Origin of the sequence: Cupriavidus cauae (assembly GCF_008632125.1) — a bacterium.
Lineage (GTDB): Bacteria > Pseudomonadota > Gammaproteobacteria > Burkholderiales > Burkholderiaceae > Cupriavidus > Cupriavidus cauae.
Genome location: NZ_VWRN01000016.1, coordinates 84,798 through 111,219, shown reverse-complemented (window position 1 = coordinate 111,219; position 26,422 = coordinate 84,798). Strand labels below are relative to the sequence as shown.

At 69.8% G+C, this 26,422-nt stretch carries 21 protein-coding genes; 9 read left to right on the top strand and 12 right to left on the bottom strand.

Annotated elements, in window-relative coordinates:
• Positions 1–75 precede the first annotated feature (75 nt).
• On the top strand, positions 76–1,446 hold the full coding sequence (locus F1599_RS04555; RefSeq protein WP_150082333.1) for an MmgE/PrpD family protein: 1,371 nt from the start codon (positions 76–78) through the stop codon (positions 1,444–1,446).
• Between the two features lie 146 nt (positions 1,447–1,592).
• Positions 1,593–2,429, top strand: coding sequence for an FAS1-like dehydratase domain-containing protein (locus tag F1599_RS04550; RefSeq protein ID WP_190286305.1), 837 nt, complete (start codon positions 1,593–1,595; stop codon positions 2,427–2,429).
• An 82-nt stretch (positions 2,430–2,511) separates the two neighbouring features.
• Here F1599_RS04550 and F1599_RS04545 read toward each other — a convergent pair whose 3' ends face one another.
• The 6 genes from F1599_RS04545 to F1599_RS04520 all read right to left on the bottom strand — a co-directional run bounded on the left by F1599_RS04545 (position 2,512) and on the right by F1599_RS04520 (position 9,731).
• Positions 2,512–3,495, bottom strand: a complete 984-nt coding sequence (locus tag F1599_RS04545) for a Bug family tripartite tricarboxylate transporter substrate binding protein (RefSeq protein WP_150082353.1) — start codon at positions 3,493–3,495, stop codon at positions 2,512–2,514.
• 408 nt (positions 3,496–3,903) lie between these two features.
• Positions 3,904–5,127 (bottom strand): hypothetical protein, encoded by a 1,224-nt coding sequence (locus F1599_RS04540; RefSeq protein WP_150082331.1) that lies wholly within the window; start codon positions 5,125–5,127, stop codon positions 3,904–3,906.
• A 316-nt stretch (positions 5,128–5,443) separates the two neighbouring features.
• The gene (locus F1599_RS04535) at positions 5,444–6,616 is read right to left on the bottom strand and encodes a thiolase (protein ID WP_150082330.1); all 1,173 of its coding nucleotides are present in this window, start codon (positions 6,614–6,616) and stop codon (positions 5,444–5,446) included.
• Between the two features lie 4 nt (positions 6,617–6,620).
• Positions 6,621–7,028 carry a Zn-ribbon domain-containing OB-fold protein gene (locus tag F1599_RS04530; RefSeq protein WP_150082329.1) on the bottom strand — a complete coding sequence of 136 codons (408 nt, stop codon included), beginning with the start codon at positions 7,026–7,028 and terminating at the stop codon, positions 6,621–6,623.
• 246 nt (positions 7,029–7,274) lie between these two features.
• A complete protein-coding gene (locus F1599_RS04525; RefSeq protein WP_150082328.1) occupies positions 7,275–8,849 on the bottom strand; it encodes an acetolactate synthase large subunit in 1,575 nt (524 codons plus the stop codon).
• Positions 8,850–8,963: 114 nt separating this feature from the next.
• Entirely contained in the window at positions 8,964–9,731 is a 768-nt protein-coding gene (locus tag F1599_RS04520; RefSeq protein WP_150082327.1) for a GntR family transcriptional regulator, read from the bottom strand.
• A gap of 338 nt (positions 9,732–10,069) precedes the next feature.
• Here F1599_RS04520 and F1599_RS04515 point away from each other — a divergent pair, with 338 nt between their 5' ends.
• Positions 10,070–10,567, top strand: a complete 498-nt coding sequence (locus tag F1599_RS04515; RefSeq protein WP_006579723.1) for an acyl-CoA thioesterase — start codon at positions 10,070–10,072, stop codon at positions 10,565–10,567.
• Positions 10,568–10,624: 57 nt separating this feature from the next.
• Here the strand turns inward: F1599_RS04515 and F1599_RS04510 are convergent, their stop codons facing one another.
• Positions 10,625–12,184 (bottom strand): sensor histidine kinase, encoded by a 1,560-nt coding sequence (locus F1599_RS04510; protein WP_150082326.1) that lies wholly within the window; start codon positions 12,182–12,184, stop codon positions 10,625–10,627.
• 339 nt (positions 12,185–12,523) lie between these two features.
• On the opposite strand from F1599_RS04510, the gene F1599_RS04505 reads away from it, so the two are divergent.
• The 3 genes from F1599_RS04505 to F1599_RS04495 all read left to right on the top strand — a co-directional run bounded on the left by F1599_RS04505 (position 12,524) and on the right by F1599_RS04495 (position 15,642).
• Entirely contained in the window at positions 12,524–13,432 is a 909-nt protein-coding gene (locus tag F1599_RS04505; RefSeq protein ID WP_150082325.1) for a DMT family transporter, read from the top strand.
• Between the two features lie 217 nt (positions 13,433–13,649).
• Complete coding sequence (locus F1599_RS04500) at positions 13,650–14,090, top strand: HU family DNA-binding protein (RefSeq protein ID WP_149318638.1); 441 nt, start codon at positions 13,650–13,652, stop codon at positions 14,088–14,090.
• Between the two features lie 301 nt (positions 14,091–14,391).
• A complete protein-coding gene (locus F1599_RS04495; RefSeq protein ID WP_150082324.1) occupies positions 14,392–15,642 on the top strand; it encodes an MFS transporter in 1,251 nt (416 codons plus the stop codon).
• A 94-nt stretch (positions 15,643–15,736) separates the two neighbouring features.
• Here F1599_RS04495 and F1599_RS04490 read toward each other — a convergent pair whose 3' ends face one another.
• The gene (locus F1599_RS04490; RefSeq protein WP_149318635.1) at positions 15,737–16,054 is read right to left on the bottom strand and encodes a hypothetical protein; all 318 of its coding nucleotides are present in this window, start codon (positions 16,052–16,054) and stop codon (positions 15,737–15,739) included.
• Between the two features lie 305 nt (positions 16,055–16,359).
• Positions 16,360–17,169: a GntR family transcriptional regulator gene (locus F1599_RS04485; RefSeq protein WP_150082323.1), complete on the bottom strand. Its 810-nt coding sequence runs from the start codon at positions 17,167–17,169 to the stop codon at positions 16,360–16,362.
• Between the two features lie 101 nt (positions 17,170–17,270).
• On the opposite strand from F1599_RS04485, the gene F1599_RS04480 reads away from it, so the two are divergent.
• Entirely contained in the window at positions 17,271–18,161 is an 891-nt protein-coding gene (locus F1599_RS04480) for an enoyl-CoA hydratase/isomerase family protein (protein ID WP_223819459.1), read from the top strand.
• Between the two features lie 37 nt (positions 18,162–18,198).
• Positions 18,199–19,431 carry a CaiB/BaiF CoA transferase family protein gene (locus F1599_RS04475; RefSeq protein WP_150082322.1) on the top strand — a complete coding sequence of 411 codons (1,233 nt, stop codon included), beginning with the start codon at positions 18,199–18,201 and terminating at the stop codon, positions 19,429–19,431.
• A 62-nt stretch (positions 19,432–19,493) separates the two neighbouring features.
• Here the strand turns inward: F1599_RS04475 and F1599_RS04470 are convergent, their stop codons facing one another.
• Genes F1599_RS04470 through F1599_RS04460 form a run of 3 tightly spaced genes read right to left on the bottom strand, consistent with a single transcriptional unit; the run spans position 19,494 to position 25,298 of the window.
• Entirely contained in the window at positions 19,494–22,634 is a 3,141-nt protein-coding gene (locus tag F1599_RS04470; protein WP_149318705.1) for an efflux RND transporter permease subunit, read from the bottom strand.
• A 13-nt stretch (positions 22,635–22,647) separates the two neighbouring features.
• Positions 22,648–23,829 carry an efflux RND transporter periplasmic adaptor subunit gene (locus F1599_RS04465; protein WP_149318632.1) on the bottom strand — a complete coding sequence of 394 codons (1,182 nt, stop codon included), beginning with the start codon at positions 23,827–23,829 and terminating at the stop codon, positions 22,648–22,650.
• Positions 23,826–25,298 (bottom strand): TolC family protein, encoded by a 1,473-nt coding sequence (locus F1599_RS04460; protein WP_223819458.1) that lies wholly within the window; start codon positions 25,296–25,298, stop codon positions 23,826–23,828. Before F1599_RS04460 ends, F1599_RS04465 begins: the two co-directional genes overlap by 4 nt.
• Before the next feature lie 283 nt (positions 25,299–25,581).
• Between F1599_RS04460 and F1599_RS04455 the strand changes: the two genes are divergently transcribed.
• Entirely contained in the window at positions 25,582–26,346 is a 765-nt protein-coding gene (locus tag F1599_RS04455; RefSeq protein WP_149318631.1) for a sulfite exporter TauE/SafE family protein, read from the top strand.
• Positions 26,347–26,422: the final 76 nt, after the last annotated feature.

Genomic DNA, 26,422 nt, shown 5'->3' with positions numbered 1-26,422 from the left:
ATACGCACCAAGCCGATACGCACCGAGCCGATACGCACCAAACCGATCCACGCCAAGCCGATCCCCGCCAAACCGATGCCAAGCTCCTATCCCACGCGCGAACTCTGCGAGTTCCTTGCCCGCTTCACGCTGTCCGACGTGCCGCCGCACGTGGTCGAGCGCACCAAGGACCTGTTCCTCGACTGGATCGCCTCGGCCCTCGCCGGCAAGGACGCTCCGGCGATCCGCCGGCTGCAGGAGTTCGCCGTGGCGATGGGCCCGCAGCAGGGCCCGTCCGAGGTACTGGTCGACCGCCGCCGCACCTCGCCGTGGTTCGCCGCGCTGGTCAATGCCGCGGCCTCGCATGTGGTCGAACAGGACGACGTGCACAACGGCTCGGTGCTGCATCCGGCCGCGGTGGTGTTTCCCGCCGTGCTGGCCGCGGCCCAGGCCGAGGGCAAGAGCGGCGCGCAGCTGCTGACCGCGGCGATCGCCGGCTACGAGGCCGGCATCCGCATCGGCGAATTCATGGGCCGCTCCCACTATCGCGTATTCCATACCACCGGCACGGTCGGCACACTGGCGGCCGCGGCGGCGGTGGCCAAGCTGTACGGGCTCGATGCCGAGGGCATCAACCAGGCGCTGGGGTCGGCCGGCACCCAGGCCGCGGGCCTGTGGGAATTCCTGCGCGACGCCGCCGATTCGAAGCAGCTGCATACCGCCAAGGCGGCGGCGGACGGGCTGATGTCGGCCCATCTGGCGCGGGCGGGCTTCACCGGCGCGCGCCGCATCCTGGAGGGCGCGCAGGGCATGGCGGCCGGCATGTCGAGCGACGCCGATCCGGCGCGGTTGACCGACGGCCTGGGCACACGCTGGGCCACCGCCGAGACCTCGTTCAAGTTCTTCGCCTCGTGCCGCCACACCCATCCGGCGGCCGATGCGCTGAAGGCGCTGATGCAGCGCGAGCGCCTCGACCCCGAGCAGATCGCCAGCGTGACCGCGCACGTGCACCAGGGCGCGATCGACGTGCTCGGCCCCGTGGTCGATCCGGTCACGATCCATCAGGCCAAGTTCTCGATGGGCACGGTGCTCGGGCTGGTCGCCTGGCACGGCCACGCCGGCCTGGGCGAGTTCGAGCAGCATGGGCTGCGCGATGCGCGCGTGGCGGCCTTCCGCGACAAGGTGACGATGGCGCTCGACGCGGAGATCAACGCCGCCTATCCGCGCCAGTGGATCGGCCGCGTGACGGTGGCGACCACCGACGGCCGCACGCTGGAGGCCCGCGTCGACGTGCCCAAGGGCGATCCGGACAACACGCTGAGCCGGCCCGAACTGGAAGCGAAGGCGCTGCAACTGGCGGCCTTCCGCCAGGGCGCCAGCGAGGCCGAGATGCGCACCATCATCGCGCGCGTCTGGGCGCTCGAACACACGGAAAGCATGGCGGACTGGTTGCCGGCCGCAGCCTGAACTCCTACGCTCGCAGAGACGGCGCGAAGACTGCCGTCCCTGCCGTTCCCCAAACCATAAGAGGATTCCCAACCGTGGCCCAACAACTCACGGCCGATCCGGCCGCCTCTGAAACCCATCTCGATACCGATACCAGCCTCGAAGCGCTGCGCCGGTGGATCGGCCGCAGCGAAAGCCGTACCGAAACGCTGGCGCTGCAACCGGTGCTCGGCCTCGCCGCCACGCTGGATCTGGACGGCGAGGCGATCGCGCGCGGACCGCTGCCGCCGCTGTGGCACTGGCTGTATTTCCTGCCGCGTGCGCCCCAGCACAGGCTGGGCCGCGACGGCCACGCGGTGCTCGGCGGCTTCCTGCCGCCGGTGCCGCTGCCGCGCCGGATGTGGGCCGGCAGCGAGCTCGAGTTCCAGCGTCCGCTGCGCGTCGGCGACACCGTGACGCGTACCTCTACCATCGAGGAGGTGCAGCAGAAAACCGGCCGCAGCGGCGAGCTGTGGTTCGTCTCGGTCCGCCATGTGCTGACCGTCGACGGCGAGACGGCACTGAGCGAGCGCCACGACATCGTCTATCGCGCGATGCCGGAGCCCGGCCAGGCCCAGCCGGCGCGCCCGCGGCTGCCGCACCAGCCGCAATGGCAGCGCCAGCTGCATGCCGATCCGGTGCTGCTGTTCCGTTTCTCCGCGCTGACCTTCAACGGCCACCGCATCCATTACGACCATGACTACGTGCGCGACGTCGAGGGCTATCCCGGCCTGGTCGTCCACGGTCCGCTGCAGGCGGTGCTGATGGTGGACCTGCTGCGGCGCGAACTGCCGCAGGCGAACGTCAAACGCTTCGGCTTCCGCGGCATGGCGCCGCTGTTCGACCACGACCTCGTCACGGTCGGCGGCCGCCGCGATGACCAGCAGCCCGGGCGCGTGCTGCTGTGGACTGGCGACGATGCCGGCGGCCAGGCGATGGAGGGATGGGCGGTGGTCGAGGAATAACCGCCTGCCCTGCGCCACCGCCTGCGCTGCACCGCCACACGTGCCTCCGTCGTTCCCGCATTCGGGGAACGACGGAACTGCATCACTCCACCTCGATCTTCGCCGTCTTGACCACCCCGCCCCACAGCCGCAGCTCTCGCTCGATCCGCTCCGCCAGCGGCTTGGGGCCGGTGATGTTCAGGTCGTAGCCGCCCTGCGTCATCCGCTGGCGAAAGGCCGGATCGTCGCCGACGGTCTGCTGCGCCTTGACCAGCGTGTCGACCACCTCGGCCGGCAGCTTCGGCGGTCCGATCAGCGCGTACCAGCCGGTCACCGCATAGTCCTTCAGCCCGGACTCGACCATGGTCGGCACGTTCGGCAGCGCCGCGTTGCGCTCCTTCGACGTCACCGCCAGCGGCCGCACCTTGCCGCCCCGGATATGGCCGATCGCGGTGCCGGCGATATCGAACATGAAGGCGATCTTGCCGCTGATCACGTCGGTCATCGCCGGCGAATTGCCCTTGTACGGCACGTGCAGCATCTTGACGCCGCTCATCTGCGCCAGCAGTTCGGCCGACAGATGGTTGGACGCACCGACGCCGGCCGAGCCGAACGCCACGCCCTGCGGGTGCTTGCGGGCGTACTCCACCAGCTCGCCGACATTGCGGGCCGGGAAGTCCTTGTTGATCAGCAGCACGTTGGTGTAGTCGGTGATCAGCCCGATGTGGCTGAAATCCCGGCTCGGATTGAAGTTGACCGCCTTCTGGATCAGCGGCGTCATCGTCATGGTCGGGCTGGCGACGAAGTACAGCGTATAGCCGTCGGGCGGCGCCTTGGCCGTGATCTCGGCGGCGATCGCGCCGCTGGCGCCGGCACGGTTGTCGACCACCACCGGCTGCTTCAGCACTCGTCCCAGGTGATCGGCATAGACGCGCGCCGCGGTATCGACGGGACCGCCCGGCGTATAGCCGACGATCAGCTTGATCGGCCGCGACGGATAGGCGTCGGCCGCCGCGGCGCCATCGCTCAGCGCCAGCGAGGCCACGCCGGCCAGTGGAACCAGCGCGCCCAGCACGGTCGCCAGCATGCCGGCGGGCCGCCATCGTGTTTGCTTCGTTGCCATGCGTCTCCTCCTGTGGTGAACGGTCTGGCTCGGCCGGCGCACTTTCTTGGTTTGCGCAGGTCTTTTCCGCATACGTCCGTATACATATAGAGGGAAGCCCGGGCGCTCCCGCCGATGCCATCACCGCAGTGTGTGGGCGCGCCGGGGCGCTCGCCATTTGCATTTGGCTAAGGCGGCCTTTTGCACGGCCGTGGGTGCGGTGCGGCAAATCATGGATCGCGAGCACGGATCGCGAGTACGGATCCGGAGCGCTGATCAGCAGCGCAGCCGGGGCGCCCCGATGGCGCGCAGGGACCTCGCGAAAGGATGGGGCACACGGACGGGGGGCACGAAAGGAGAGCACGGTAGCGCGCTACACCATGCCTCCGCGGCTCAATAGCAGCGCACCTCGTCGTCGCGCACTGCCGGCTCCGGCTCCGGCGGGAGTGCCGAGAGGAGGCACCGCGGACCTTCCAGTTCCCGCCTGACCGCTTCGACGCCGTGAGTGGCCGCCCGGTATCCTTCCCGGCGCTTCCCCTCGCCGCTCATCCGCACGACCACCGCCGCGCGCCCGTCGCGCGGCATCGGATAGACCTTCAGCTGCGCCCTGCCGGCGATCTCGCCGCGGCGAGGCATCGGCAGACGAAACAGCCGGGTCAGCAGCATCAGCAACGCGCCGCGCCAGTCGCCGGCGGCGAGCCGATCACGTACACCGGGGCCGGGTATCGGCACGGCCTCGTGCATGCGCCGCGCATCCCCGACGCGCACCGGCCGGATGCGGCAACGGAGCAGCACACGCCGTGGATCGCCGCGGCGCGGGCGCACCGTCCGGCGCCACGGCTCGATCCGGAAGGCCAGGCACGCGTCCATCTCGGTAGCCTGTGTCACCGGACCATCCGCACCGTCTGCACCCGCACCAAGGGCACTGTCGGCGCTATCCGGCCTGCCGGTGCCACCCGTGCGATCGGTCCCCCGCTCCGGCTGCCGCTGCCAGCGTGTGAACTTGTGCAGGCGAATCTCGCCGCCTGCGCCCGCGCAAATCGACAGGCAGCGCTGCACCGGTGCAGCGTCGGCCTTTACGGCACGCTCGTCGCGGCAGATCAGCGCCTCGTCGGCAATCGCCGCCGCGCATTCGAGCAGCGCGGCGCGGCGGGCGATATGGTCGCCATGCGCGTCGCGCTGAACGTCGGGCTGTGCGGCGCCCCCTGCGTCGTCCCGTACGTCGCTCCGTACGCCGTTCCGTACGCCGTTCCGTACGCCGTCCTGCGCCCCGAACAGGGCGCCGAGGCAATCGCTCAGCCGCATCAGCACCTTGATGCCCATCTCGAGCTCCAGCGCGGCATGGGCTGCCTCGGGATCGGGTGCGCGGTCGCAGCTGCGTCCGCCGATGCGGTATTCCCGCTCGATGTCGGCGAAGACCGAACGCAAGCGTCCGCCTCGATCCGCGGCCAGCGTGACGTCGATGCTGCCTTCGCCGAGAAACAGCGTGGCCGCGGTGCGCGCCACCTGCGCGGCATCGCGCGGCCGCAGCGGCGCCTGCCATGCGCGGGATCGCGGGTCTCCGATACGTGGCGTCGGGGGAAGGAACGATGGGATGGGACGGGCGGACAGCGTCATGATGCGGGCAGGCTCAAAAGGACAAGGCAGGGGCGTGGGCGAACCACAGGCCGAGCGGCAGCGTGAACGATCCACGGGCCGAGCGGCAGCGCCTTGCCGGTCCGCGATTCGCCCTCGCACTCTCTAGACGAGTGGCGCGGCGCCATCGTTGACGGCCAATGCCGACTTCGCGAGTCTTCGACGGGACCTGGTGTCGCAAACGAAAAAATGCGGACGAACGCGTTAATCGTCCGTCCGCATTGCCTTGCGCGCTTGCGTACCTGCCTGACGCCTGCTGCGGCATGTCGTCGCAGCATCGGTTCGGCAGTCGGGGCCGCTACAGCGCCGCCGCGGTTCCCAGAATCGCGGTCGACTGGCTCGACAAGGTGCCGCCGTTGCCGTGCACCAGCGCGATCTCCGCACCGCCGACCTGGCGTTCGCCGCATTCGCCGCGCAACTGGCGCACCGCCTCGATGGTGATGAACATGCCGTACATGCCGGGATGCACGCACGACAGTCCGCCGCCGTTGGTATTGACCGGCAACCTGCCGCCCGGCGCGATGGCCCCGCCGCTGACGAAGGGGCCGCCCTCCCCCTTGGCGCAGAAGCCAAGATCTTCGAGGAACAGCAGCGTGTTGATGGTGAAGGCGTCGTACAGCTCGAGCACGTCGACATCGGCCGGCTTGACGCCCGCCATCGCGAACGCGCGCTCGCCCGATTCCTTCGCCGCGCTGACGGTCAGGTCCGGCATGCTGGAGATCTGCCGGTGCCAGGTCGCGGTGGCGTTGCCGAGCACATAGACCGGCGGCTTGGCGAGGTCCTTGGCGCGTTCGGCGCGGACCATCACATAGGCGCCGGCGCCGTCGGTGACCAGGCAGCAGTCGCGCACCGACAGCGGGTCGGACACCATGCGCGCGTTCAGCACGTCGTCGATGCTCAACGGATCGCGCATCAGCGCATCGGGATTGAGTTGCGCCCACTTGCGCGCGGCCACCGCCACCTCGGCCAGATGCTCGCGCGTGGTGCCGTACTGGTGCATGTGCCGCGCGGCCGCCAACGCGTACGAGGTGATCGGCTGCATCGGCTGGTAGGGGTTCTCGTACGGCTGCGGGTCCAGCACCGAACGCACCTTGGCGATGCCGGCGCGGCCGACCGTCGAGGTGCGCTGATTGCTGCCGTAGCAGACCAGCACCGCGTCGCACAGGCCGGCCTCGAGCGCCAGCATCGCGGGCAGCATATGCGCGACGAAGCTGGAGCCGCCGATCATCGTGCTGTCGACGAACTTCGGATGGATGCCGAGGTATTCGGCCACCGGCATCACCCACATGGTGGCGCCGACGCTGGCGGTGGCGATGCCGTCGATCTCGCGCATCGACATGCCGGCGTCCTTGACCGCGGCCTTGGCCGCCTCCGCCAGGATTTCCATTTCGGTCTTGCCGTGTGCCTCGCCGAGTCCGGCCTGGCCCACGCCGACGATGGCGACGCCACCGCGCAACGATTGTGCTGGCATCGCGTCAGCCCTCCATCGGATCGAACACCACCATCGCGGGAACGCCGTCGCCGGCGGCGGGCGCCACGCGCGCCCTGACGCGCATGCCGATGCGCACCGCCTGCGGCGCCACGCCCTCGACCCGGCTCATCATGCGCACCCCTTCGTCCAGGTCGATCAGCGCGACGTTGTAGTCGCCGCCGGCGTCCGGCTTGCGGCGCACGACGCTGGTCGAATAGACGGTGCCGGTGCCCTTCGGATCGGCCCAGTCCAGCGCCTCGCCGCCGCAGTGCGGGCAGAGATTGCGGGGATAGAACACGTGGCGGTCGCAGTCGCGGCAGTGCTGGATGCGAAAGCGCCCTTCGTTCAGCAGGGCCGCGTAGAGGCGGTCCGGCCCCTGCTCGGCCTGCGCCTCGGTGGTGGGTGTTGTCATGCTGTCTCCTGGCTCGGTGCCTTCCGGGGGCAGCTTGCCGCAGTCATTGGCGGCTGCACAATTCGCTTGTCCGGAAGGGTGGATTATTCAATCGCGAATGGGGCCGCCCTTGCCCTCTCCCCGGCCCTCTCCCGCAAGCGGGAGAGGCAGAACACCACCGGTCGTTCGTCGGCGCGGCGGTTTGCTCCCCTCCCGCATGCGGGAGAGAGGCTGGGGGAGAGGGCAAGCGGCGCCTCATCGCCCCTGTCAAATCACCAGCTCGATCAGGAACGGCCCCTTGCGCTTGTTCGCCATCGCGAACAGGTCGGCGAAGCTCTCCATATCGACCGCACGCGCCCCCTCGACGCCCATGCCGGCGGCGAGCTTGACCCAGTCGAGGTCGGGATTGCCGATATCGAGCATGTCGAGCGCGGTCTTGCCGGGGTTGGCGCCCACGCCGGCCAGTTCGCCCAGCAGGATCGCGTACTTGCGATTGGCCAGCACCACCACCGTGACGTCGAGCTGTTCGCGCGCCATCGTCCACAGCGACTGCACGGTGTACATGCCCGAGCCGTCGGCCTGCAGCGCGACCACGCGCCGATCCGGCACCGCCACCGCGGCGCCGACCGCCAGCGGCAGGCCCGCGCCGATGGCGCCACCGGTCAGCTGCAGCCAGTCGTGCGGGGCGGCATGCACCGTACCGGGATAGAAGGCACGGCCGAAGCTGACGCTCTCCTCGACCACCACCGCCTGCTCGGGCAGCAGCGCGCTCAGCGTCTGCGCGACGGCTTCCGAGGTCACCGCGCCCTTGGCGATGCCGGCGGGTGCGACGGCGTCCGGCACCGGCACCGCGGGCGCGCCGAGCGCGTCGGCCAGCCGCGCGAGCGCATCGGCCAGGTCCTGCTCGGGGCGCGCCAGCACATGGACCTGCGCGTCCTCGGGATAAGGGCGCGGCGACTTGCCGGGATAGGCGAAGAAGGTCACGGGCGGCGGCGCGCCGACCAGGATCACCTGGCGGATGCCGGCCAGCCTGGCGCGCGCCGCATCGCCCGAGTAGGGCACGCGCTCGACCGCGAAACGACCGCGGCCGCGCGACACGCGCGCATTGGACATCGGCGTGATCAGCCGCGCGTCGGTGGCGGCGGCGATGCGATGCGCGTCGGCCAGCGGCGCCTCGCGCAGCGCCGTGCCGGCCAGCACCAGCAGCGTCGGCTGGCCCGAGCGCAGCCAGCGCGCGGCCTGCTCGATCGCGTCGGGCGAGACCTTGGGCGCGCTCAGCGGCGGCAGCGGCGCGGCAACCTGCCCGCCCTCGTCCCAGCACACATCCGACGGCAGGATCAGGCTCGCCACGCCGCCAGGCGCGGCGCAGGCGGCCTGCACCGCCGCCGCGGCATCGGCGCCGACCTGATCGGCGCGCTGCGCGGTGCGGGTCCACACCGAAACGGGACGGGCCCAGCCCTCGGTGTCGGCGGTCAGCGGCGCATCGAGCGGCCGGTGATAGGTGGCCTGGTCGCCGATGATATTGACGATCGGCGTCTGCGCGCGCCGGGCGTTGTGCAGGTTGGCCAGGCCGTTGGCCAGACCCGGTCCGCAATGCAGCAGCGTCGCCGCGGGCTTGTCGGCCATGCGCGCATAGCCGTCGGCCGCGCCCGTCACCACGCCCTCGAACAAACCCAGCACGCAGCGCATGCCGGGGATGCGGTCGAGCGCCGCGACGAAATGCATCTCGCTGGTGCCCGGGTTGGCGAAGCAGGTATCCACCCCGCAGGCGAGCAGGGTCTTGACCAGGCTCTCGGCGCCGTTGAGCGTCTGCCCGGGTTGCTGGGATTGGTTGGTCTGCATATGCGCGCTTCCTTGGTCTGGGGTCGGTCGATTCGAAATCAGGTGGGGTTCGGTTGTGCCAGCGCTGGCGATGCGTCGGCGATGGTTCGTGATGCCTTCGTGATGCGCCGCCGTTCAGCCCGCCGGCCCGCCCGGGTCGAGCAGGTCGAAGTCCAGGCAGACGTATTCGGTCGGAAATTCGATGCGGGCGTAGTAGACGATCACGCCGTCGGCGCAGGCATGGCGGCGCAGTTCGGCGACCGGCGCGCCGACCGGCAGCGCCAGCGCCGCGGCCGACTCGGCACCGGCGGCGATGATCGACAGCCGCTGCCGCGCGCTCGATACCCGCAGCCCGGGAAAGCGGTCCAGCACCGGCACCGACGCGCCCTGCCGGAACGCGCGCGGATTGCGCGCGAACAGGCCTTCCTCGATATAGACCTCGCCGATCGCGAAGGGCCGGTCGTCGAGCCGGTGCAGCCGGCGCAGGAAATGGTAGGCGGGCGCGCGCTCGGCCTCGCACGGCATGCCGAGCTCGTCCGGCAGCGGCACGCTGCCCGCCGACTCGACCAGCGCCTCGGTGCCCAGCTGCTCGCCGACCTCGACCGCCTGGCCCCAGGTGACCGGCAGCGATACCGGCCGGCGCCGCTTGCCGCCGCCCTTGACGAAAGTGCCGCGGCCGCGCGAGCGCGCGACCAGCCCTTCGTCATCGAGCACCGACAGCGCGTGATGCATCGTCATGCGGGCGACGCCGTATTGGCGGCACAGGTCCTCCAGCGAGGGTATGCGTTCGCCGGGACGCCAGGCGCCGCTCTCGATGCGGCGGCGAAAGATGGTCGCCAGCTGCAGATAGACCGGCTCGCGGCTGCGCGACAGCAGTTCGATCGAGGACAGGGATGCGGGCATCGATGGCGGCAGGCGAAGGGACCGGTGCGCGGCGCCGTGCCGCGGATGGACGCGAGACAAACGAAGGCCGTGCGTCCCTCGAAATGGGGGTTCGGCGAACTGCCACTGTAATAAGGTCTAGTTACCTATACCACTAGGGTTTACCGCGGGTTGGTGCGGCATCCCGCAGTCAACGAAGGCCCGGCAATGGCAAGTTCCGCTTACGTGTGCCGGCCCCTGGTCTACCCGCAAAGGTGGGTGACGTTCGTGGAGGGTCTCCGGCCAGAATGCGGCATGCCCCCCTCTCCCCCGGGGCAAGCGCGGCTGCCGCTCGCAGCCATTGATCCAGGAGCTTTTCCATGTTGATGCGAGACGTGATCCCCCACATCCTGAACCGCGGCACCGGCCAGCTGGCGCAGGATCAGGTCGAGACCCCACCCCGCAAGACGTTCCACCACACGATCGACATCTATCTGAAGGATTCCAACGCCTTCATGAACACCTACTTCGCGCGCTATTTCGAGTGGCAGGGCATCTGCCGCGAGCGCTGGTTCCACGAGTGCATCCACGGCAATCTGCTGGCCGCGGGCGGCGTCTTCGTGACCAAGCGCGCGCACCAGGAATATGTCGAGGAAACCTTCCCGTTCCAGCGGGTGGACTGCTACCTGAACACGTTCCAGGTCAAGCAGTGCTCGGCGTATCTGCTGTTCCGCTTCTGCGTCGACGAGCGGCCGGTCTCGCTGGGCTACCAGCAGATCGTGTTCGCCGACAAGGAGAAGCGGATCGCGCGGTTCCCGAAGGAGATCGTCGAGCGGGTCAAGGAGTATGAGGTGAGCGCGCCGGTGCTGGCCAACTAGCGCCAACCAGTGCCAGCCGGGCCGGCCATGCGAGCCGGTCCGGGCACGGCCGCCGCGTCAGGCGGCCGTGCCCTGGCCCAGCGGCTGCATCGGCTGGAGCGACTGCATCGGCTCGATCCGATCTATCCGCTCCAGCGTCTCGAGTGGACCGAGCGGGCCGATCGACGTGGCCGCGTTCGCCGAGGCCGGCGGCTCGGCCGCCAGCGCGACCGGCAGATGCAGCGTGAAGACGGTATGCCGGCCGGGCGCGGATTCGCACTCGATGCGGCCGCCGAAGGCCTCCATCACGCGCCGGCAGAAGGCCAGGCCCATGCCGGCACCGCTGCCGTGCGGCTTGGTGGAGAAGAAGGGATCGAAGATGCGCGGCAGCACATCGGGCGGAATGCCCGGCCCCGTATCGCGCACGCGCAGCTGATAGAAGCCGCCCGACTCGCGCGCCGAGATCTCGATGCGGCCGCCGTCCTCGCGCGCGGCCGGGTTCGCGCCCTGGTGCGCGCCCTGATGAGCGCGCATGGCCTGCAGCGCGTTCTTCAGCAGATTGAACAGCACGTAGACCAGCAGCGTGTCGGAACCGCGGAAGCGCCAGCCGGCCGGAATCGCATGCACGGAGACCCGTTCGCGTTCGCCGGCGCGGAACGGGTAGCGCTCCAGCGCCGAATCGACGCATTGCGCCACGCCGTGCGGCACGAAGCTGCCGCGGTCCAGCCGCTCCAGCGTGATCGAGGCCAGCGCCATCTCGATCACCGCCTGCGTGCCGTCGACCTCGCTGCGGATCGCCGCCAGCAGCGTGGGCAGCCGCTCGAGCTGGGCCGGGCGCAGCTGGTCCTCGATCAGGCCGTGTTCGACGGCGCGGCGGTAGCCGTCCAGCACCGTGGGCCAGGCCACTGCCAGCTCCTGCGTCTGCATGCGGATCGTCGCCAGCGGCGTGCGTACCTCGTGCGCCACGGTCGCGGCCAGCGAGTACGGATGCATCAGGTCGTAGCGGACGATCGACAGCGCGATCAGGCCCAGGCTGACGGCGATGAAGACCACGCCGGGCGGGTAGAAGTCGTGGCCATAGTTGGCCGCATAGTCGATCGCGGCGAGCGAATACAGGCCCAGGCTCCACAGGCACAGCGTCAGGCGCTGGCGCTTCTCGCCCACCGCGCTGCGGCGCGCGTCGCGCAGCAGCCAGCCGCTGCGCAGCGCCAGCAGCACGGTCTGCGCGACATGGAGGGGATGGAGGACGCCCGCGCGCGGGTAATTGCCGAAGCTGTAGAGGTAGTAGTCGGAGACCAGGCGATCCGACGTCAGCAATACCACCGCCAGCAGCAGCGACATGCCGTACGACACCAGCAGCCATGGCCGCTCGCCGCGGCGCTCGGTCACCTCTGTCATGAAGTGATAGAAGGTGGTCGGCAGGAACAGGATGAACAGATAGCCGACCTTGGCCAGCAGCAGCGCCACATCCGGATGCACGGTCTGGAACAGGAAGGCCCAGGTGCCCTGCCACGCGAACGTGGTGGCGCACATCAGGAAGAAGGACGTGGTCAGGCGCGTGACGCCCTTCGTCACCAGCACGTAGAGGCCGTAACCGAGAAAGATCGACGAGACGAAGGCGGGCAGGATGGCGTACATGGCGTGACCGTTTGAGCTGCCAGACCGGCGGAAAGCGGACATGGTATGCCCTAACGCTGCGCCGCCGTACTGATTTCGGTTGCACTCTGCGGTAACCGGGGTTGAATACGCCATCCCCGATCGGGGGTAGCACGCCGGTAGGGTTGCGAGCCGCAATCCCCGCGCGGAAAACAGGGCCGGCCCCATGCTGTGCCGCGGCAGGCGGCATAATGCGCGCTCCACTTGCTACGCCGCCGCGTCCGCGGCAAGGGCCATTGGCGACGCTGCCCCGAGGCGGTACCACTGCTTCGGGCCCGCGTCGCCCACATCGACGCCCGAGCCCGCGCGCCTTCCGACCGCATGTCCTCCTCTCCGATCGCCGGCTCGCGCGCCGGCTGGCTGACCCTCTTCCTGCTCGCCTTCCCGCCGCTGAGCTGGGCCGGCAATGCGATCGTCGGCCATCTGGCGGCCGGCGCCGTGCCGCCGATCACGCTGAACTTCCTGCGCTGGCTGCTGGCCGGCCTGCTGCTGACGCCGCTGGCATGGAACGGCGTGCGCGAGCACGCTGCCGCGTTGCGGCGCCATGCGGGCCTGATCCTCGCGCTCGGCGTGCTGTCGATCGCCAGCTATAACGCGCTGCAATATCTGGCGCTGACCACCTCGACGCCGATCAACGTGACGCTGATCGGCGCCTCGATGCCGCTGTTCCTGCTGGCGGTCGGCGTGACCTTCTTTCGCGAGCCGGCCACACGCAGCCATATCGCGGGCGCGCTGCTGTGCCTGGTCGGCGTGACCTTCGTGCTGGTGCGCGGCGAACTGGGCCGGCTTGCGCAGCTCGACTTCGTGCCGGGCGACCTGTTCATGCTGGCGGCCACGCTGGCCTGGAGCGGCTATACGTGGCTGCTGCGCAAGCAGCGGCCGGCGCTGCCGCTGATCGTGCTGCTGTACGCGCAGATCGTCGCCGGCGTGGTGGTCAGCGTGCCGTTCGTCGCCTGGGAGCTGGGCATCGACGGCCAGGCCATCGTCTGGAGCACGAAGACGGTTGGCATCCTCGCCTATGTCGCCACGGTTCCGTCGCTGCTGGCGTATTTCGCCTGGGATCGCGCGGTGGCGCGTGCCGGCGCGCAGCTGCCGGTGTTCTTCGTCACGCTGACGCCGGCCTTCGCCGCGATCCTCTCCACGCTGCTGCTGGGCGAGTGGCCGAACTGGTACCACGGCGTCGGACTGGCCGCGATCGTGGCCGGGATCTGGGTCGCGCAACGCCGCTGATCGGCGCACCGGTTTGCAGCGCGCAGGGCATCGCGACAGGGGCGATCGCGAAGATGGTGGCATCCGCGCGACACATTGCACGGTCCAACCGCCAAATCGCGCCGAAAACCCCTTGAAAATAGGCACCGTTCGCGCGTTTTGCTATTCTGTGCGCGGCGCTGCCCGGCGGCTTCCGACGGTACTGCGCTCCAACATTGAACCTGTTCACGACATCGATATGGCCACCAAAGCTAAACCGACCGCGAAGACTGCAGCAACCAAGACCGCCGCCAAGGCGCCCGCCAAGAAGGCCGCCGCTCCGGTGAAGGCCGCCAGGAAGGCAGCGCCGGCAGCGCCGACGCCCAAGCCGCTGAAGGACACCTTCAACAAGTCGAGCCTGGTGTCGCACCTGGTCGCGCAGACCGAACTCGATCCGAAGACGGTCAAGACCGTGCTGGCCCAGCTGGAAAACACCATGATCGGCGCGCTGAACAAGAAGGGCGCGGGCGAATTCACGCTGCCCGGCCTGCTGAAGGTCACCGCCGTGCAAGTGCCCGCCACCAAGAAGCGTTTCGGCAAGAACCCGTTCACCGGCCAGGAGCAGTGGTTCGCTGCCAAGCCGGCGTCGGTCAAGGTCAAGGTCCGCGCGCTGAAGAAGCTGAAGGACGCGGCGCTGTAATCGGCCTGCGTTTGCCGCTGCGCCGACGCGACTCCCGCGCCGGCATGCAAAACCCTCGCCTCGTTGAGGCGAGGGTTTTTTATTGCGCGCGCGCCCAGGGCGGTTAGAATCGCTCCCGCCGCATGCCCAACGATGTCCCGGGCGCGCGGTCGTAAGCGTTCACGTGAACCAACGCATCACCAGCGGCACCTCCGGCCGGCTGGCGGTGTGTGTCGACCGCTTGCGTCATGCCTCGCGTCTGCATCGTTCCCCGCCTGTCGATCGTTCCGGTGCCGCCCTCTCTCTGAAGGAGCGGCGGTCGATGTCGAACGTCCTGCAAGATTCTTCCCTGCGCCGGCTGGTCTGGATGACCGTGGCGCTGTTCCTGACTTACCTTGCCGTCGCCATGGCGATGCCCGCCGTGGCGATACACGTCTCCGATGCGCTCGGCATGGGCAATGTCGCCTCCGGCCTGGCGGTGGGCATTGCCTTCCTGTCGACGATCCTCAGTCGCGGCTGGGCCGGACGGCTGGCGGACGAACGCGGCGGCAAGGCCGCCATGTTCCGCGGTCTCGCGCTGTACGCGCTGGCCTCGCTGTTGTGCTGGCTGTCTTCCTGGCCGTCCCTCGGCAGCGGCACGGCCTCTTACGTGGTACTGCTCGCGGGCCGGCTGCTGCTGGGGCTAGGCGAAAGCGCCGCGCTGGTCGGCATGCTGGCGTGGGGCATGGGGGCGATGGGGCCAGCGCGCTCGGGCCTCGTCATGGCACTGGTCGGCGCGGGCATGTATGGCGCGTTCGCCGCGGGCGGACCGTTGGGTCTATGGCTGCTGCAACGCTGCGGCTTCGCCGGGCTGATGCTGGTCTGCGTGGCGATGCCGCTGCTCGGCGCGCTGATGCTGTGGCGGACCGCCCCGGCGGCGCCGCCGCAAGCGGGACGCCGTCCGCCGTTCGTCCAGGTGCTCGGGCGCATCTGGCAACCGGGCGCGGTGGTGGGCCTGCAAGGCATCGGCTTCGCCGCGCTCGGCGCGTTCTTCCCGCTGTATTTCCTGGCCAACGGCTGGCACGGCGCCGGCTACGGGCTGACCTGTTTCGGCCTGGGCTTCGTCGCGGTCCGCCTGCTGTGCGGCACCTTGCCGGACCGGCTCGGCGGCGTGCCCGTGGCGCTGGTCTCGCTGCTCATCGAGGCCGCGGGGCAGTGCCTGCTGTGGCTGGCGCCCGGGCCCGCCGTGGCGATGCTCGGCGCGCTGCTGACCGGCATGGGCTGCTCGATGGTGTTTCCGTCGATGGGGCTGGAAGCGGTCAGGCGCGTGCCGGCAAATCTGCGCGGCACCGCGATCGGCGGCTTCGCGGCGTTCCAGGATCTGGCTTACGGCGCGACCGGGCCGTTGGCCGGCTGGATCGCCGACCATTTCGGCCATGCGCGCGTGTTCATGGTCGGCGCGCTGGCAGCGCTGCTGGCCGTGCTGATGACCGTGCTGATGACCTTGCGGCCGCGCGCCGATCGTTCTGTGCCCGGGCAGGCCGATTCTGCTGCCGCGATGCACAAGGACAACGCACAAGCGGACAACGCGTAAGGAGACGGTCCATAAGGAGCCGGCGCGCAAGAAAAATGCCGGCCAAACCGGCCGGCATTTCCTGGCAGCGATGGCAAGACCGCGATCCCATTGCTCAGCGCGTCCAATACCCCGGACGCCGCACGACATGCCCGTGCGAGTCCCTGACCCAGCGCTCGGGCACGTAGCGGTGTCCCGGGCGCGACACGTAGTGGCCGTGGCCATGGTGCGGACGGGCGTAGTAGCGATGGTGATGGTGGTCATGGCGGTAGTGGTGGCGCCGCACATGCGGCGGCGCCGGACGGTAGTGCTCGTGCCGATGGTAGCCATGCCGATGGTCGTGGCGGTCCGAATGCGCCTGGGCGGGCGACACCAGCCCGAACAGGGCGCCGGCGGCCAGGGTTCCGAGTGCGATCAGCAATTGGCGAGTCATGTTTTTCTCCTGATGCGCTGCCCGGCTTGGCGGCGCGTTGAACATGGCTCGACTGTAGCGATGCGTCGCGCTCTCGGACGGATGCAGTTGTAAGACCGTCTCACAAGCGGGCGGGCGCTGGAGACCGGCTTCGACACACGCTGGAGAGCGCCCAGGCCCTTGCCGGGGCGAGGCTGGCGGCCGCTGCGCCCGCCTTCCCGTCATGCTGCCGCCCGTACTGCCGCCAGCGCGGCCGCGTTCGTCGCGTAATGCGGCGTTACAGCCGAAATAACTGCTTGCGACGATCGCGGCGTCCATCGCTGCGGCTATCGCGTCGCGGCGGCCTCGCGCTCGCGGGCCTCGCGCATCGCCAGCGCCTTCTTCTGCAGCGCGTGCTCGCGCATCAGTGTCTCCACCGTGGCGCCGTCGCGCGCCAGCAAGGCGGTGACGAAGCGCTGGTGGTCTTCGACGCCGTGGGCCCATTCGTCCCGGTCCTGGTTCGAGCGGAAGCGCAGGTTCTGCACGCGCAGATTGAGGCGGCGATGGGTGTCGGCCAGCGTCGGGTTATGGGCGGCCGCGCTGATCGCCAGATGGGTGCCCATGCTGGCCTCGTAGTAGGCGTGCAGGTCGCGCGCGGCATAGGCGTCGAGCATCGCGCGATGCAGCCGGGCGATCTGCGCCAGTTCCTCGTCGCTGGCCTTCTCCGCGGCGAGCCGTCCGGTCAGTCCTTCCAGCACGGCCAGCACGTCGAACAGGTCGGCGACGTCGCGCTCGGACATCGCGATCACCTGCGCGCCGCGCTTGGGCAGCAACATCACCAGCCCATCGGCGGCGAGGATGCGATAGGCCTCGCGCAGCGGCGTGCGTGAGACGCGCAACCGTTCGCACAGATCGCGCTCGTTGAGCCACACCCCCGGCACCAGCGTGCCGTTGATGATCAGTTGCCGAAGCCGCTCGGCCACCACCGCGGCCAGCGTCGGATGCGCGATCGCCAGCGGGTCGTCGCCGTCTGCCGACAGGCCGGCTGCGGCGCTGGCGGCGGTGGCGGGTCCCGTGCGGCGGCCGCGCTCGCCGCCGGTGCGCGCCTGGGGCAGGTCGGGCGCCAGCGTTGCCGGCGCGTCTTCCGGGTTAACCATGGGCGATGCTTCCTTGGTATGTGGCGATGATTTGGGATATGGTATACCAAATCAACGATGCGGCAAGACACCATGTCGCCAACCTGCCAGGAGCGCCCTCGATGACCGTGATGCCCGCCTCCGCTTCTCCCGATTCCGGACCCGATTCCGGACCCGATTCGCACCCGGAAGCCCGACCGGATTCCCGGGTCGATCCCCAACCGGGCGGCACCGACGACAGCCCCGTGCTGACGATCCGCGACGGCGCCATCGCCACCGTCGTGCTGAACCGCCCCGCCAAGCTCAACGCGATGACGCTGTCGATGTGGCAGCAACTGGGCGACGCCTTCCGCGCCCTCTCCGCCGACGACGGCGTGCGCTGCGTGATCGTGCGCGGCGCCGGCGAGCGGGCCTTCTCGCCCGGCAACGACATCGGCGAGTTCGCGCAGGCGCGCTCGAACAAGGCGCAGGCCACCGCCTACGGCAAGGTGATGCACGCCACCGCGCAGGCGCTGCAGGACTGCCGCCATCCGGTGGTCGCGCAGATCCACGGCATCTGCGTCGGCGGCGGGCTGGAGATCGCCGCGATGGCGGACATCCGCATCTGCGGCCAGGGCAGCCGTTTCGGCGCGCCGATCAAGAACCTCGGGCTGGTGATGGCCCATGCGGAAATGGCCCCGGTGATCCGGCTGATCGGCGAGTCGCGCACGCTGGAGCTGCTGTTCGAAGGCCGGATCGTCGGCGCGGATGAGGCCCATGGCATGGGCCTGGTGTCGCGCGTGGTGCCCGACGACCAGGTCGCCGCCGAAGCGGCCGCGACCGCGCAGCGCATCGCCAGCGGCGCGCCGCTGGTCGCCCGCTGGCACAAGAAGTTCGCGCGCCAACTGGCGGCCGGCACGCCGCTGAGCGAGCGCGAGCGCGACGAGGCCTTCGACTGCTTCGACACCGAGGACTTCCGCACCGGCTATCGCGCCTTCCTCGCCAAGCAGACGCCCGAGTTTCACGGCCGCTGAGCGGCCTCCACCTCGAAGGACAGCGATGGCTTCCCCCATGCAATCCGAACGTTCTCCGCAGGCCGGCGCCCTCGCCGGCATGCGCGTGCTCGAGCTGGCGCAGATCATGGCCGGCCCGACCTGCGGCATGATGCTGGCCGACCTCGGCGCCGACGTGATCAAGATCGAGAAGACCGATGGCGGCGACGATGCGCGCGGCTATCGCGATCCGCGCATCAACGGCGTGTCGGCGCCCTTCCTGATGCTGAACCGCAACAAGCGCGCGATCGCACTCGATCTGAAGACGGCCGAAGGCAAGGCGGTGCTGCTGCGGATGGTGCGCGACGCCGACGTGCTGATCGAGAACTTTCGCAAGGGCACGCTGGAAAAGCTTGGTCTCGGCTACGACGTGCTGTCGGAAATCAATCCCGGCCTGATCTATTGCGCGATCTCGGGCTATGGCCGTACCGGCCCGGCCGCCGACAAGGGCGGCTTCGACCTGATCGCGCAGGGCTATACCGGGCTGATGAGCATCACCGGCGAGGAAGGCGGACCGCCGCTGCGCACCGGCAACTCGATCGCCGACATCAATGCCGGCATCCTGGCCGCGTTCGGCATCCTGGCGGCCTACCAGCACAAGCAGAAGACCGGGCGCGGCCAGATCGTCGAGACCTCGTTGATCGAAGCCGGCCTGCAGCAGTTGTACTGGCATGCGGCGATCCATTTCGCCACCGGCGAATCGCCGGGGCCGAGCGGCTCGGCGCATGTGCTGGCGACCCCGTACCAGGCCTTTCCGACGCAGGACGGGCACATCATCGTCGGCGGCGCCAACGAGAAGAACTGGGAACGGATCGCGCAGGTGCTGGGCCGGCCCGAATGGCTGACCGATCCGCGCTATCGACTGAACTCGGACCGCATGCGCCACCGCGACACGCTGCTGCCGGCCATGGCGGAGATCCTGCGCACCAAGCCCTCGGCCGAATGGCTGGCGGCGTTCGACGCGGCGGGCGTGCCGGCCGGGCCGGTGCATTCGATCGGCGAGGCGCTGTCGCATCCGCAAACTCTCGCGCGCGAAATGGTGGTCGAGCAGCAGCATCCCGAGGCCGGGCCGGTCAAGAGCATCGGCCTGCCGATCAAGCTGTCGGAGACGCCGGCGCAATACCGGCGGCCGCCGCCGCGGCTGGGCGAGGACACGCGGGCGCTGCTGGCCGAGTGCGGGTATGGAGAGGCCGAGATTGCGCGGATGCTGCGGGCTGGCGTCGTGCGGGACGTGACGGCGGCGGAGGGATAGCGAACGCCGTTGCCCTCCCCCGCCCTTTCCCGCCGGCGGCGCAGGCGGTAGAGAGGCGGCAATCAAACCACCGCCTCGTCGTCCCGTCGCACCCCTGCTGCCCCCGCCGCAACCTCATCTTCCTCCGCCGCCTCATCCGGCCAGCTGCGGCTGACCATCCATTCGTACAGCGTCGGCAGCACGATCAGCGTCAGCACGGTCGCGGTGATCAGCCCGCCGATGATCACGATCGCCAGCGGGCGCTGCGTCTCCGAGCCGATCGCGCGCGAGACCGCCATCGGGAACAGGCCCAGCATCGCCAGCAGCGCGGTCATCAGCACGGTGCGCAGGCGGTCCATCGACCCGGCCAGCACGGCCTGGCGCAGCGGCAGCCCCTGCTCGCGCAGCTGGTTGAAGTAGGTCACCATCACCACCCCATTGAGTACGGCCTGGCCGAACAGCGCGATAAAGCCGATCGCCGCCGACACCGACAGCGGAATGCCGGTCAGGAACAGCGCGAACACGCCGCCCACCAGCGCAAACGGGATGTTCGACAGGATCAGCGTGGCGCTCTTGAACGACTTGAACGCCTGGAACAGCAGCAGGAAGATCAGCAGCACCGACAGCGGCACGACGATCGACAGCCGCGCCATCGCGCGCTGCTGGTTCTCGAACTCGCCGGACCAGCCGATCTTGACGTCGTCGGCGCGCACGTTCTTCGCCACCAGCGCCTGCATGTCCTTGACCACGCTGCCCATGTCCCGGTCGTGAATGAAGACGCCGATCGACGTGGTGCGCTGGCCGTTCTCGCGGCTGATATTCATCGCGCCGGACGCCGCATGGAAATGCACCAGCTGCGACAGCGGCACCTGGGCGCCCTCGGCGGTCTGCATCAGGATGTTCGGCAGGTTCGGCAGTTCGCGTTCGCCGGGCGCGAGCCGCACCACCACGCTGAAGTGCCGCTCGCCCTCCCACAACTCGGTGGCGGCCTTGCCCGCCAGCGCGGTCTCCATCAGGTCCTGCACGTCGGCCACGTTGATGCCGTAGCGCGCGGCCTGGGCGCGGTCGAAGTCGAGCACATACTGCGGCAGCTCGCCGTCGCGGTCGATGAAGGCCCGCATCACACCGGGCACGGTCTGCACGTTGGCGAGGATCTGGTCGGCGACGCGCTTGTTCTGCTCGAGGCTGTCGCTCTGCACCTTGATGACGATCTGGCCCTTGATCTGCGAGATGCTCTCGAGGATGTTGTCGCGCACCGGCTGCGAGAAGTTCGGCTCGATCCCCGGCAGCTTGCGCAGATTGGCGTTGATCTCGCCGATGATGCGGCGCTTGTCGAAGCCGCGGCGCCACTCCGCTTCCGGCTTCAGGTCGACCAGGATCTCCACCGTATTGATCAGCTTCGGGTCGGTGCCGTCGTCGGGACGGCCGACCTTGGAGATGGTCGACTTGACCTCCGGCGTTTGCCGGATCGTGCGCCGCAGCCGCGCGGCCTGCTCGCGCGCCTCGTCGGTCGACACCGAGGCCGGCAGGTCGAAGCTGACCCACATCGCGCCCTCGTCGAGCTCGGGCAGGAATTCGCTGCCCAGCAGCTTGCCGACGCCGGCAGTCACCACCAGCAGCGCCACCGCGCTCGCCACCACCGCGCGCTTGTGGTCCAGCGCCCACGCCAGCATCGGCGCATAGGCGCGCTTGCACAGCCGCACCACCGCGTTGTCGTGATGGGCGATGTCCTTCTTCAGCAGCAGGTAGCACAGCAGCGGCACCAGCGTCAGCGACACGATCAGCGAACCGACCAGCGCGCCCGTCACCGTGTATGCCATCGGCGCGAAGATCTTTCCTTCGTGCCGCTGCAGCGTGAAGATCGGCAGGTGCGCGGCGATGATGATCACCATCGAGAACACCGTCGGGCGGCCGACCTCGGTCGTCGCGCGCGCGATCGCGTGCAAGCGCGCGCGGCTGTCGCGGATCTTCTGCTCCTTCAGTTCGCCCAGCCGCTTGAAGATGTTCTCGACCACGATTACCGCGCCGTCGACGATGATGCCGAAGTCCATCGCTCCGAGCGACAGCAGGTTGGCCGGAATGCCGACCCAGGTCAGGCCGATGAAGGTCGACAGCAGCGCCAGCGGGATCACCAGCGCGACGATGGCGGCGGCCCGCACGTTGGCCAGGAACAGATACAGCACCGCCATCACCAGCAGCGCGCCCTCGACCAGGTTGCCGAACACCGTGTGCAGCGTCTTGTCGATCAGGTCGGCGCGGTCGTAGTACGGCACGATCTCGACGCCGCGCGGCAGGATCTGCTCGTTGAGCTGCGCGATCTTGGCCTTCAGTGCGGTCAGCACCTCCGACGGGTTCTCGCCCTTGCGCATCACCACGATGCCCGAGACGATGTCCTCCTCGTCGTCCTGCGCCATCAGGCCCTGCCGCGGCGCGGCGCCGACGCGCACCTCGGCGATGTCCTTGACCAGGATCGGCGTGCCGTTGACCTCGGACACCACCACGTTCGCGATATCGGCCGAGCTGCGGAAGCTGCCGAGCGAGCGCAGCAGATACTGCTGCCGCCCCTGCGCGACCGCGCCGCCGCCGGCGTTCGAGTTGCCGCGCTGCAGGGCCTCGAACAGCTGCGCCAGCGAGATATGCGCGTCGCGCATGCGGGCCAGATTCGGGTTGACCTCGTACTGCTTGATGGTACCGCCGATGGTCACCAGGTCCGCGACGCCCGGTACCTGGCGCAGGTTCTTCTCGACCACCCAGTCCTGCAGCGTGCGCAGCTCCTGCGGCGTGTGGCCCTTGCCCTTCAGGCGGAAGCGGTAGATCTCGCCGATCGCGGTCGACAGCGGCGCCAGGTCCGGCTGCACCCCGTCGGGCAGATCGACGCCGCGCAGGCGCTCGATCACCTGCTGGCGCGCGGTGACGTCGGTGGCCTTGTCGTTGAAGGTCACCATCAGGTAGGACAGGCCGAACTGCGTGTGCGAGAACACCCGCACCGAATTGGGCGTGCCGGCCAGCGCGGTCTCGATCGGAATCGTGACCTGGCGCTCGACCTCCTCCGCCGCGCGGCCGGGATACAGCGTGATCACGTTGACCTGCACGTCCGAGACATCCGGGAAGGCCTCGATCGGCAGGTTCTTGAAGGCCGCCAGGCCGCCGGCGACGAACAGCGCCAGCCCCATCCAGACGAACAGCTTCTGGTGCAGCGCGAAATGGACGATGCGCGAGATCATGACGCGGCCGCCCTCATCGAGCTTGCTGGCGCAGCGCGGCCTGCGTCGCGCTCGCATCGCGCAGGATGTCCTGCAGATACAGATTGCCGTCGGTCACCACCTGCATGCCGGGTTCGAGCCCAGACACCACCTCGGTCACGCCCGGCAGGCTCGCACCGACCTTGACCTCGCGGCGCTCGAAGCGATGCGCGTCGACGCGCACGAACACATAGTGATGATTGTCGGCCAGGAACACCGCCCGGGCCGGCACCGCGATGCCGTCGAAGCCGGCGGCCTGGATGCGCGCGGTGACGAACATCTCGGCCTTCAGCCGCCGCTCGGGATTTGGCACCGACAGGCGGACCTTGATGCTGCGCGCGGCCGGATCGACGTAATCGGCGATCTTGACGACCTTGGCCGGGAAGGACTCGCCCGGATAGGCGGTCGAGGTCAGCGTCACGCTGCCGCCTGGGCGGAACAGCGCCAGATCGGCCTCGGCCGCGTCGAGCTGCGCCCACAGGTCGGAAGGGTCGGTCAGCAGGAACAGCGGCGCGGCCGGCGGCTGGTCGGGCCGCAGCTGCATGCCGGGATTCAGGTTGCGTTCGACCACCAGGCCGGCGATCGGCGCGCGCAGTGCGAAGCGATCCGGGGCGCCCACACCGATCGCGCCCGGCTTGCCCAGTTCGCCGCCGACCTGCCGCAGGGCCGCCTGCGCGCGCTGCAGTTCGGCGCTGGCCCGTGCGGCCTCGGCCTGGGCCTGCTCGAGGTCCTTCTGCGCGACGATGCCGGCGCCATACAGCTCGCGTTGCCGCGCCAGGCCCTTGGACGCCAGCGCGGCATCGGCGGCCGCCTTGCGCGCGTCGGCCTGCGCCGCGCCGAAGTCGGGCGAGGACAGCAGCGCCAACGGCTGGCCCGCGGCGACGGTGGTGCCCGGCTGCACCAGGATCTCGGCGACGCGGCCGGCGAACGGGCTCATCACGCGCACGGTACGGTCCTCGTTCCAGACCAGCCGGCCGGGCAGCGTCAGCACGCGCTCCGCGCCGCGCCGCACCGGTTCGGCGGCAATGCCGGGCAGCGACTTGACCGTATCGGGGAAGACGACGGCCGCGCCTTCGACGCGCGGCGACTCGGACTCCGGTTCGGCCTTCCGGCCGCATCCGGTCAGGCTCAGCGACGTGGCAAGCAGGACGATCGTCAACAGGGAACGGAGGGTCATGGCGACGGGATCGGGAAAGCCGGAACGTGTCCGGCTAGTGGACGGAAAGGTAAGGGGGCGACGTCCTGCAGCGGCAGATCGGCAGCACCGGCCGGAGCCGCGGCGGCCGCTTCATCCGCAGTGCGCGTGGCGGCCAGATAGGCGGACAGCGCCTTGGCATAGGCGCCGCGCGCCTGCGCGGCATCGAGGCGCGTCTGCCGCAGCGCGCGGCGCGCATCGAGCAGTTCGAGCACGCCGATCGCGCCCTTGCCGAAGGCGAACTCGGCATCGGCGGCGACGCGCTCGGCCGCGGGCAGCACGGCCTCGTCGATCTGGCGCAGCGATTCGCGCGCGGCATCGAGTGCCGTGCGCAGCCGGCCGACCTCGTTGCCCGCGGCCAGCAGCACGCGGTTGCGTTCGTCGAGCGCCGCGTAGTAATCGACCTCGGCGCGCTGCGCCTCGCCGCCATAGCTGTGGCGCAGATACAGCGGGATGCTGACGAACACGCCGAAGCTGTTGCCGCTGCCCTGCTGGTTGGTGGCCGAGGCCGGATAGCGCTCGGCTTGCGCGCCGACGGTCACGTCGGGCACGCGTGCCGCGCGCGCCAGCTCGCGCGCGGCCGCGGCGGCCTGCAGACGCGCCTGCGCCACGGCGACATCGGGCCGCGCCTGCAAGGCCTGTTCGTCCAGCGACGGCACCGGCTCGGCCAGGCCCGGCCACCGCGGCGACAGCGCGACGTCCTGCAGCGTGCCCGGGATGCCGATGCGCTGTGCGAGTTCGGCCAGGTCGCGCTGATGATCGGCCCGTGCCTCGCGCCAGTCCGCGCGGGCGCGCAAGGCATCGAGCTCGAGCCGGGTCACGTCGGCGCGCGCCAGGTCGCCGGCCTTGTAGCGGGTCTTGTTGGCCTGCTCGGTGCGCTCGTACAGCGCCAGCGTCTGCGCCAGCACGTCGACCCGCTGCTGACTGACCGCCGCATCGAAGAAGGCCTGCTCCAGCGCGGCCATCTGCTGCACGGTGGCCGCCTGCACCTGCCGGCCCGCCGCCACGCTGGCCGCCTGCGCGGTCTTGACGCGCAGGCCGGCCTTGTTGGCGGTCTCGATCACCTGGTCGATGCGCACCGTCGAATCGACGGTCTTGTTGCGCCAGCTGCCGGCGCCGACGCCGGCATGCGGGTTGATGTTCTCCACGCCCAGGCTCAGCACCGGGTTCGGCCGCTGCCCGGCGATCCGGATATCGGCCTCGGCCGCCTGCACGGCGCGGCGAGCCGCGAGCAGGTCGAGATTGCAGCGCAGCGCCAGCGCGCGCGCCTCGGACAGCGTCAGCGTCGCGCCCGCGCCGGGCGCGCGGCATTCGCCATCTGGCTGCGGTGCGACGGCTGCCGGCGGCGGAGCGGCGGCGGCGAAACGGGCCGGCGCGCCGAGCAGCAGCGAGGCGGCGATCGACGCGAGCAGCAGGCGGAGGTGGGCAAAGCGATGACGACGGACATGCACGATGACAGGCTCGACTCAGGCAACGCAGACACGAAGCGCGCCGGCAAGGCCGGCGCGACGCGACCGTGCGGCCCCTTTGGCAACGGGCCCGGCACGATCTCCGGCGGCATTGGAGCGAAACCGGATTTCAATCGGCTTTCAAGATCTTGACGATTAGCTTGCAGCGCGCGATTCCGCGGGAATGTCCTGACGTCCAGCGTGTGGGCGATGTCTCCATGTTTTATGATCGATACTTTTGCGCGAGGCCGCCACGGTGGCGCCCGCCCCCTCCACTCGATCGACGATGCCCGATATTCCGCTGCTCCCCGCGCTGTTGACCTTCCTTCTCGGCGGTGCGCTCGGCGCAGTCGGCGGGCTCTTCGGCATCGGCGGCGGGCTGATTGCGATCCCCGCGCTCGGCCTGCTCTACGGCATGGACCAGCAGCTGGCGCAGGGCACCGCGCTGGTGATGATCGCGCCCAATGTGCTGATCGGCTTCTGGCAGTACCGCCGCCGCGCGGACATCGCGTTGCGCACCGCGCTGGTGCTGGGCCTGTCCGCGGTGCTGGCGACCTATGTGGGCGCGCGGCTGGCGACGGCGATGGATGCGGTGCTGCTGCGGCGGATCTTCGCGCTGTTCATGATCGGCATGGCCGTGTATTTCCTGTGGCGGCTGTTGCCTGGCCGCGCGGTCACGGTGCAGAAGGACCGGCTGTCGTCGCGCTGGATTCCGGCGGTCGGCGTGGTCGGGGGCGCGTTGTCGGGATTCTTTGGCGTAGGGGGCGGCGTGGTGGCCGCGCCGGCACTGGTCGGTCTGTTCGGCTTCCGCCAAGCGGCGGCGCAAGGGCTGGCACTGGCGCTGGTCACGCCGGGCGCGGTGGTCGCGCTGGCGACCTATGCACAGGCCCGCCACGTCGACTGGGCCAGCGGCATCCCGCTGTCGCTCGGCGGCATGCTGACGATCTCCTGGGGCGTGGCGCTGGCGCACCGCATGCCCGAACGCCATCTGCGGGCGTGGTTCTCGCTGTGCCTGATCGCGACCGCGGTGGTGATGCTGGTGCGGGGTTGAGCCAGTGTTGATGCTGGCGCGCGGCCGACGCGGTTGGTGATGCTGGCGCGCGGCGACGCGGCGTGATGCCCGCGCG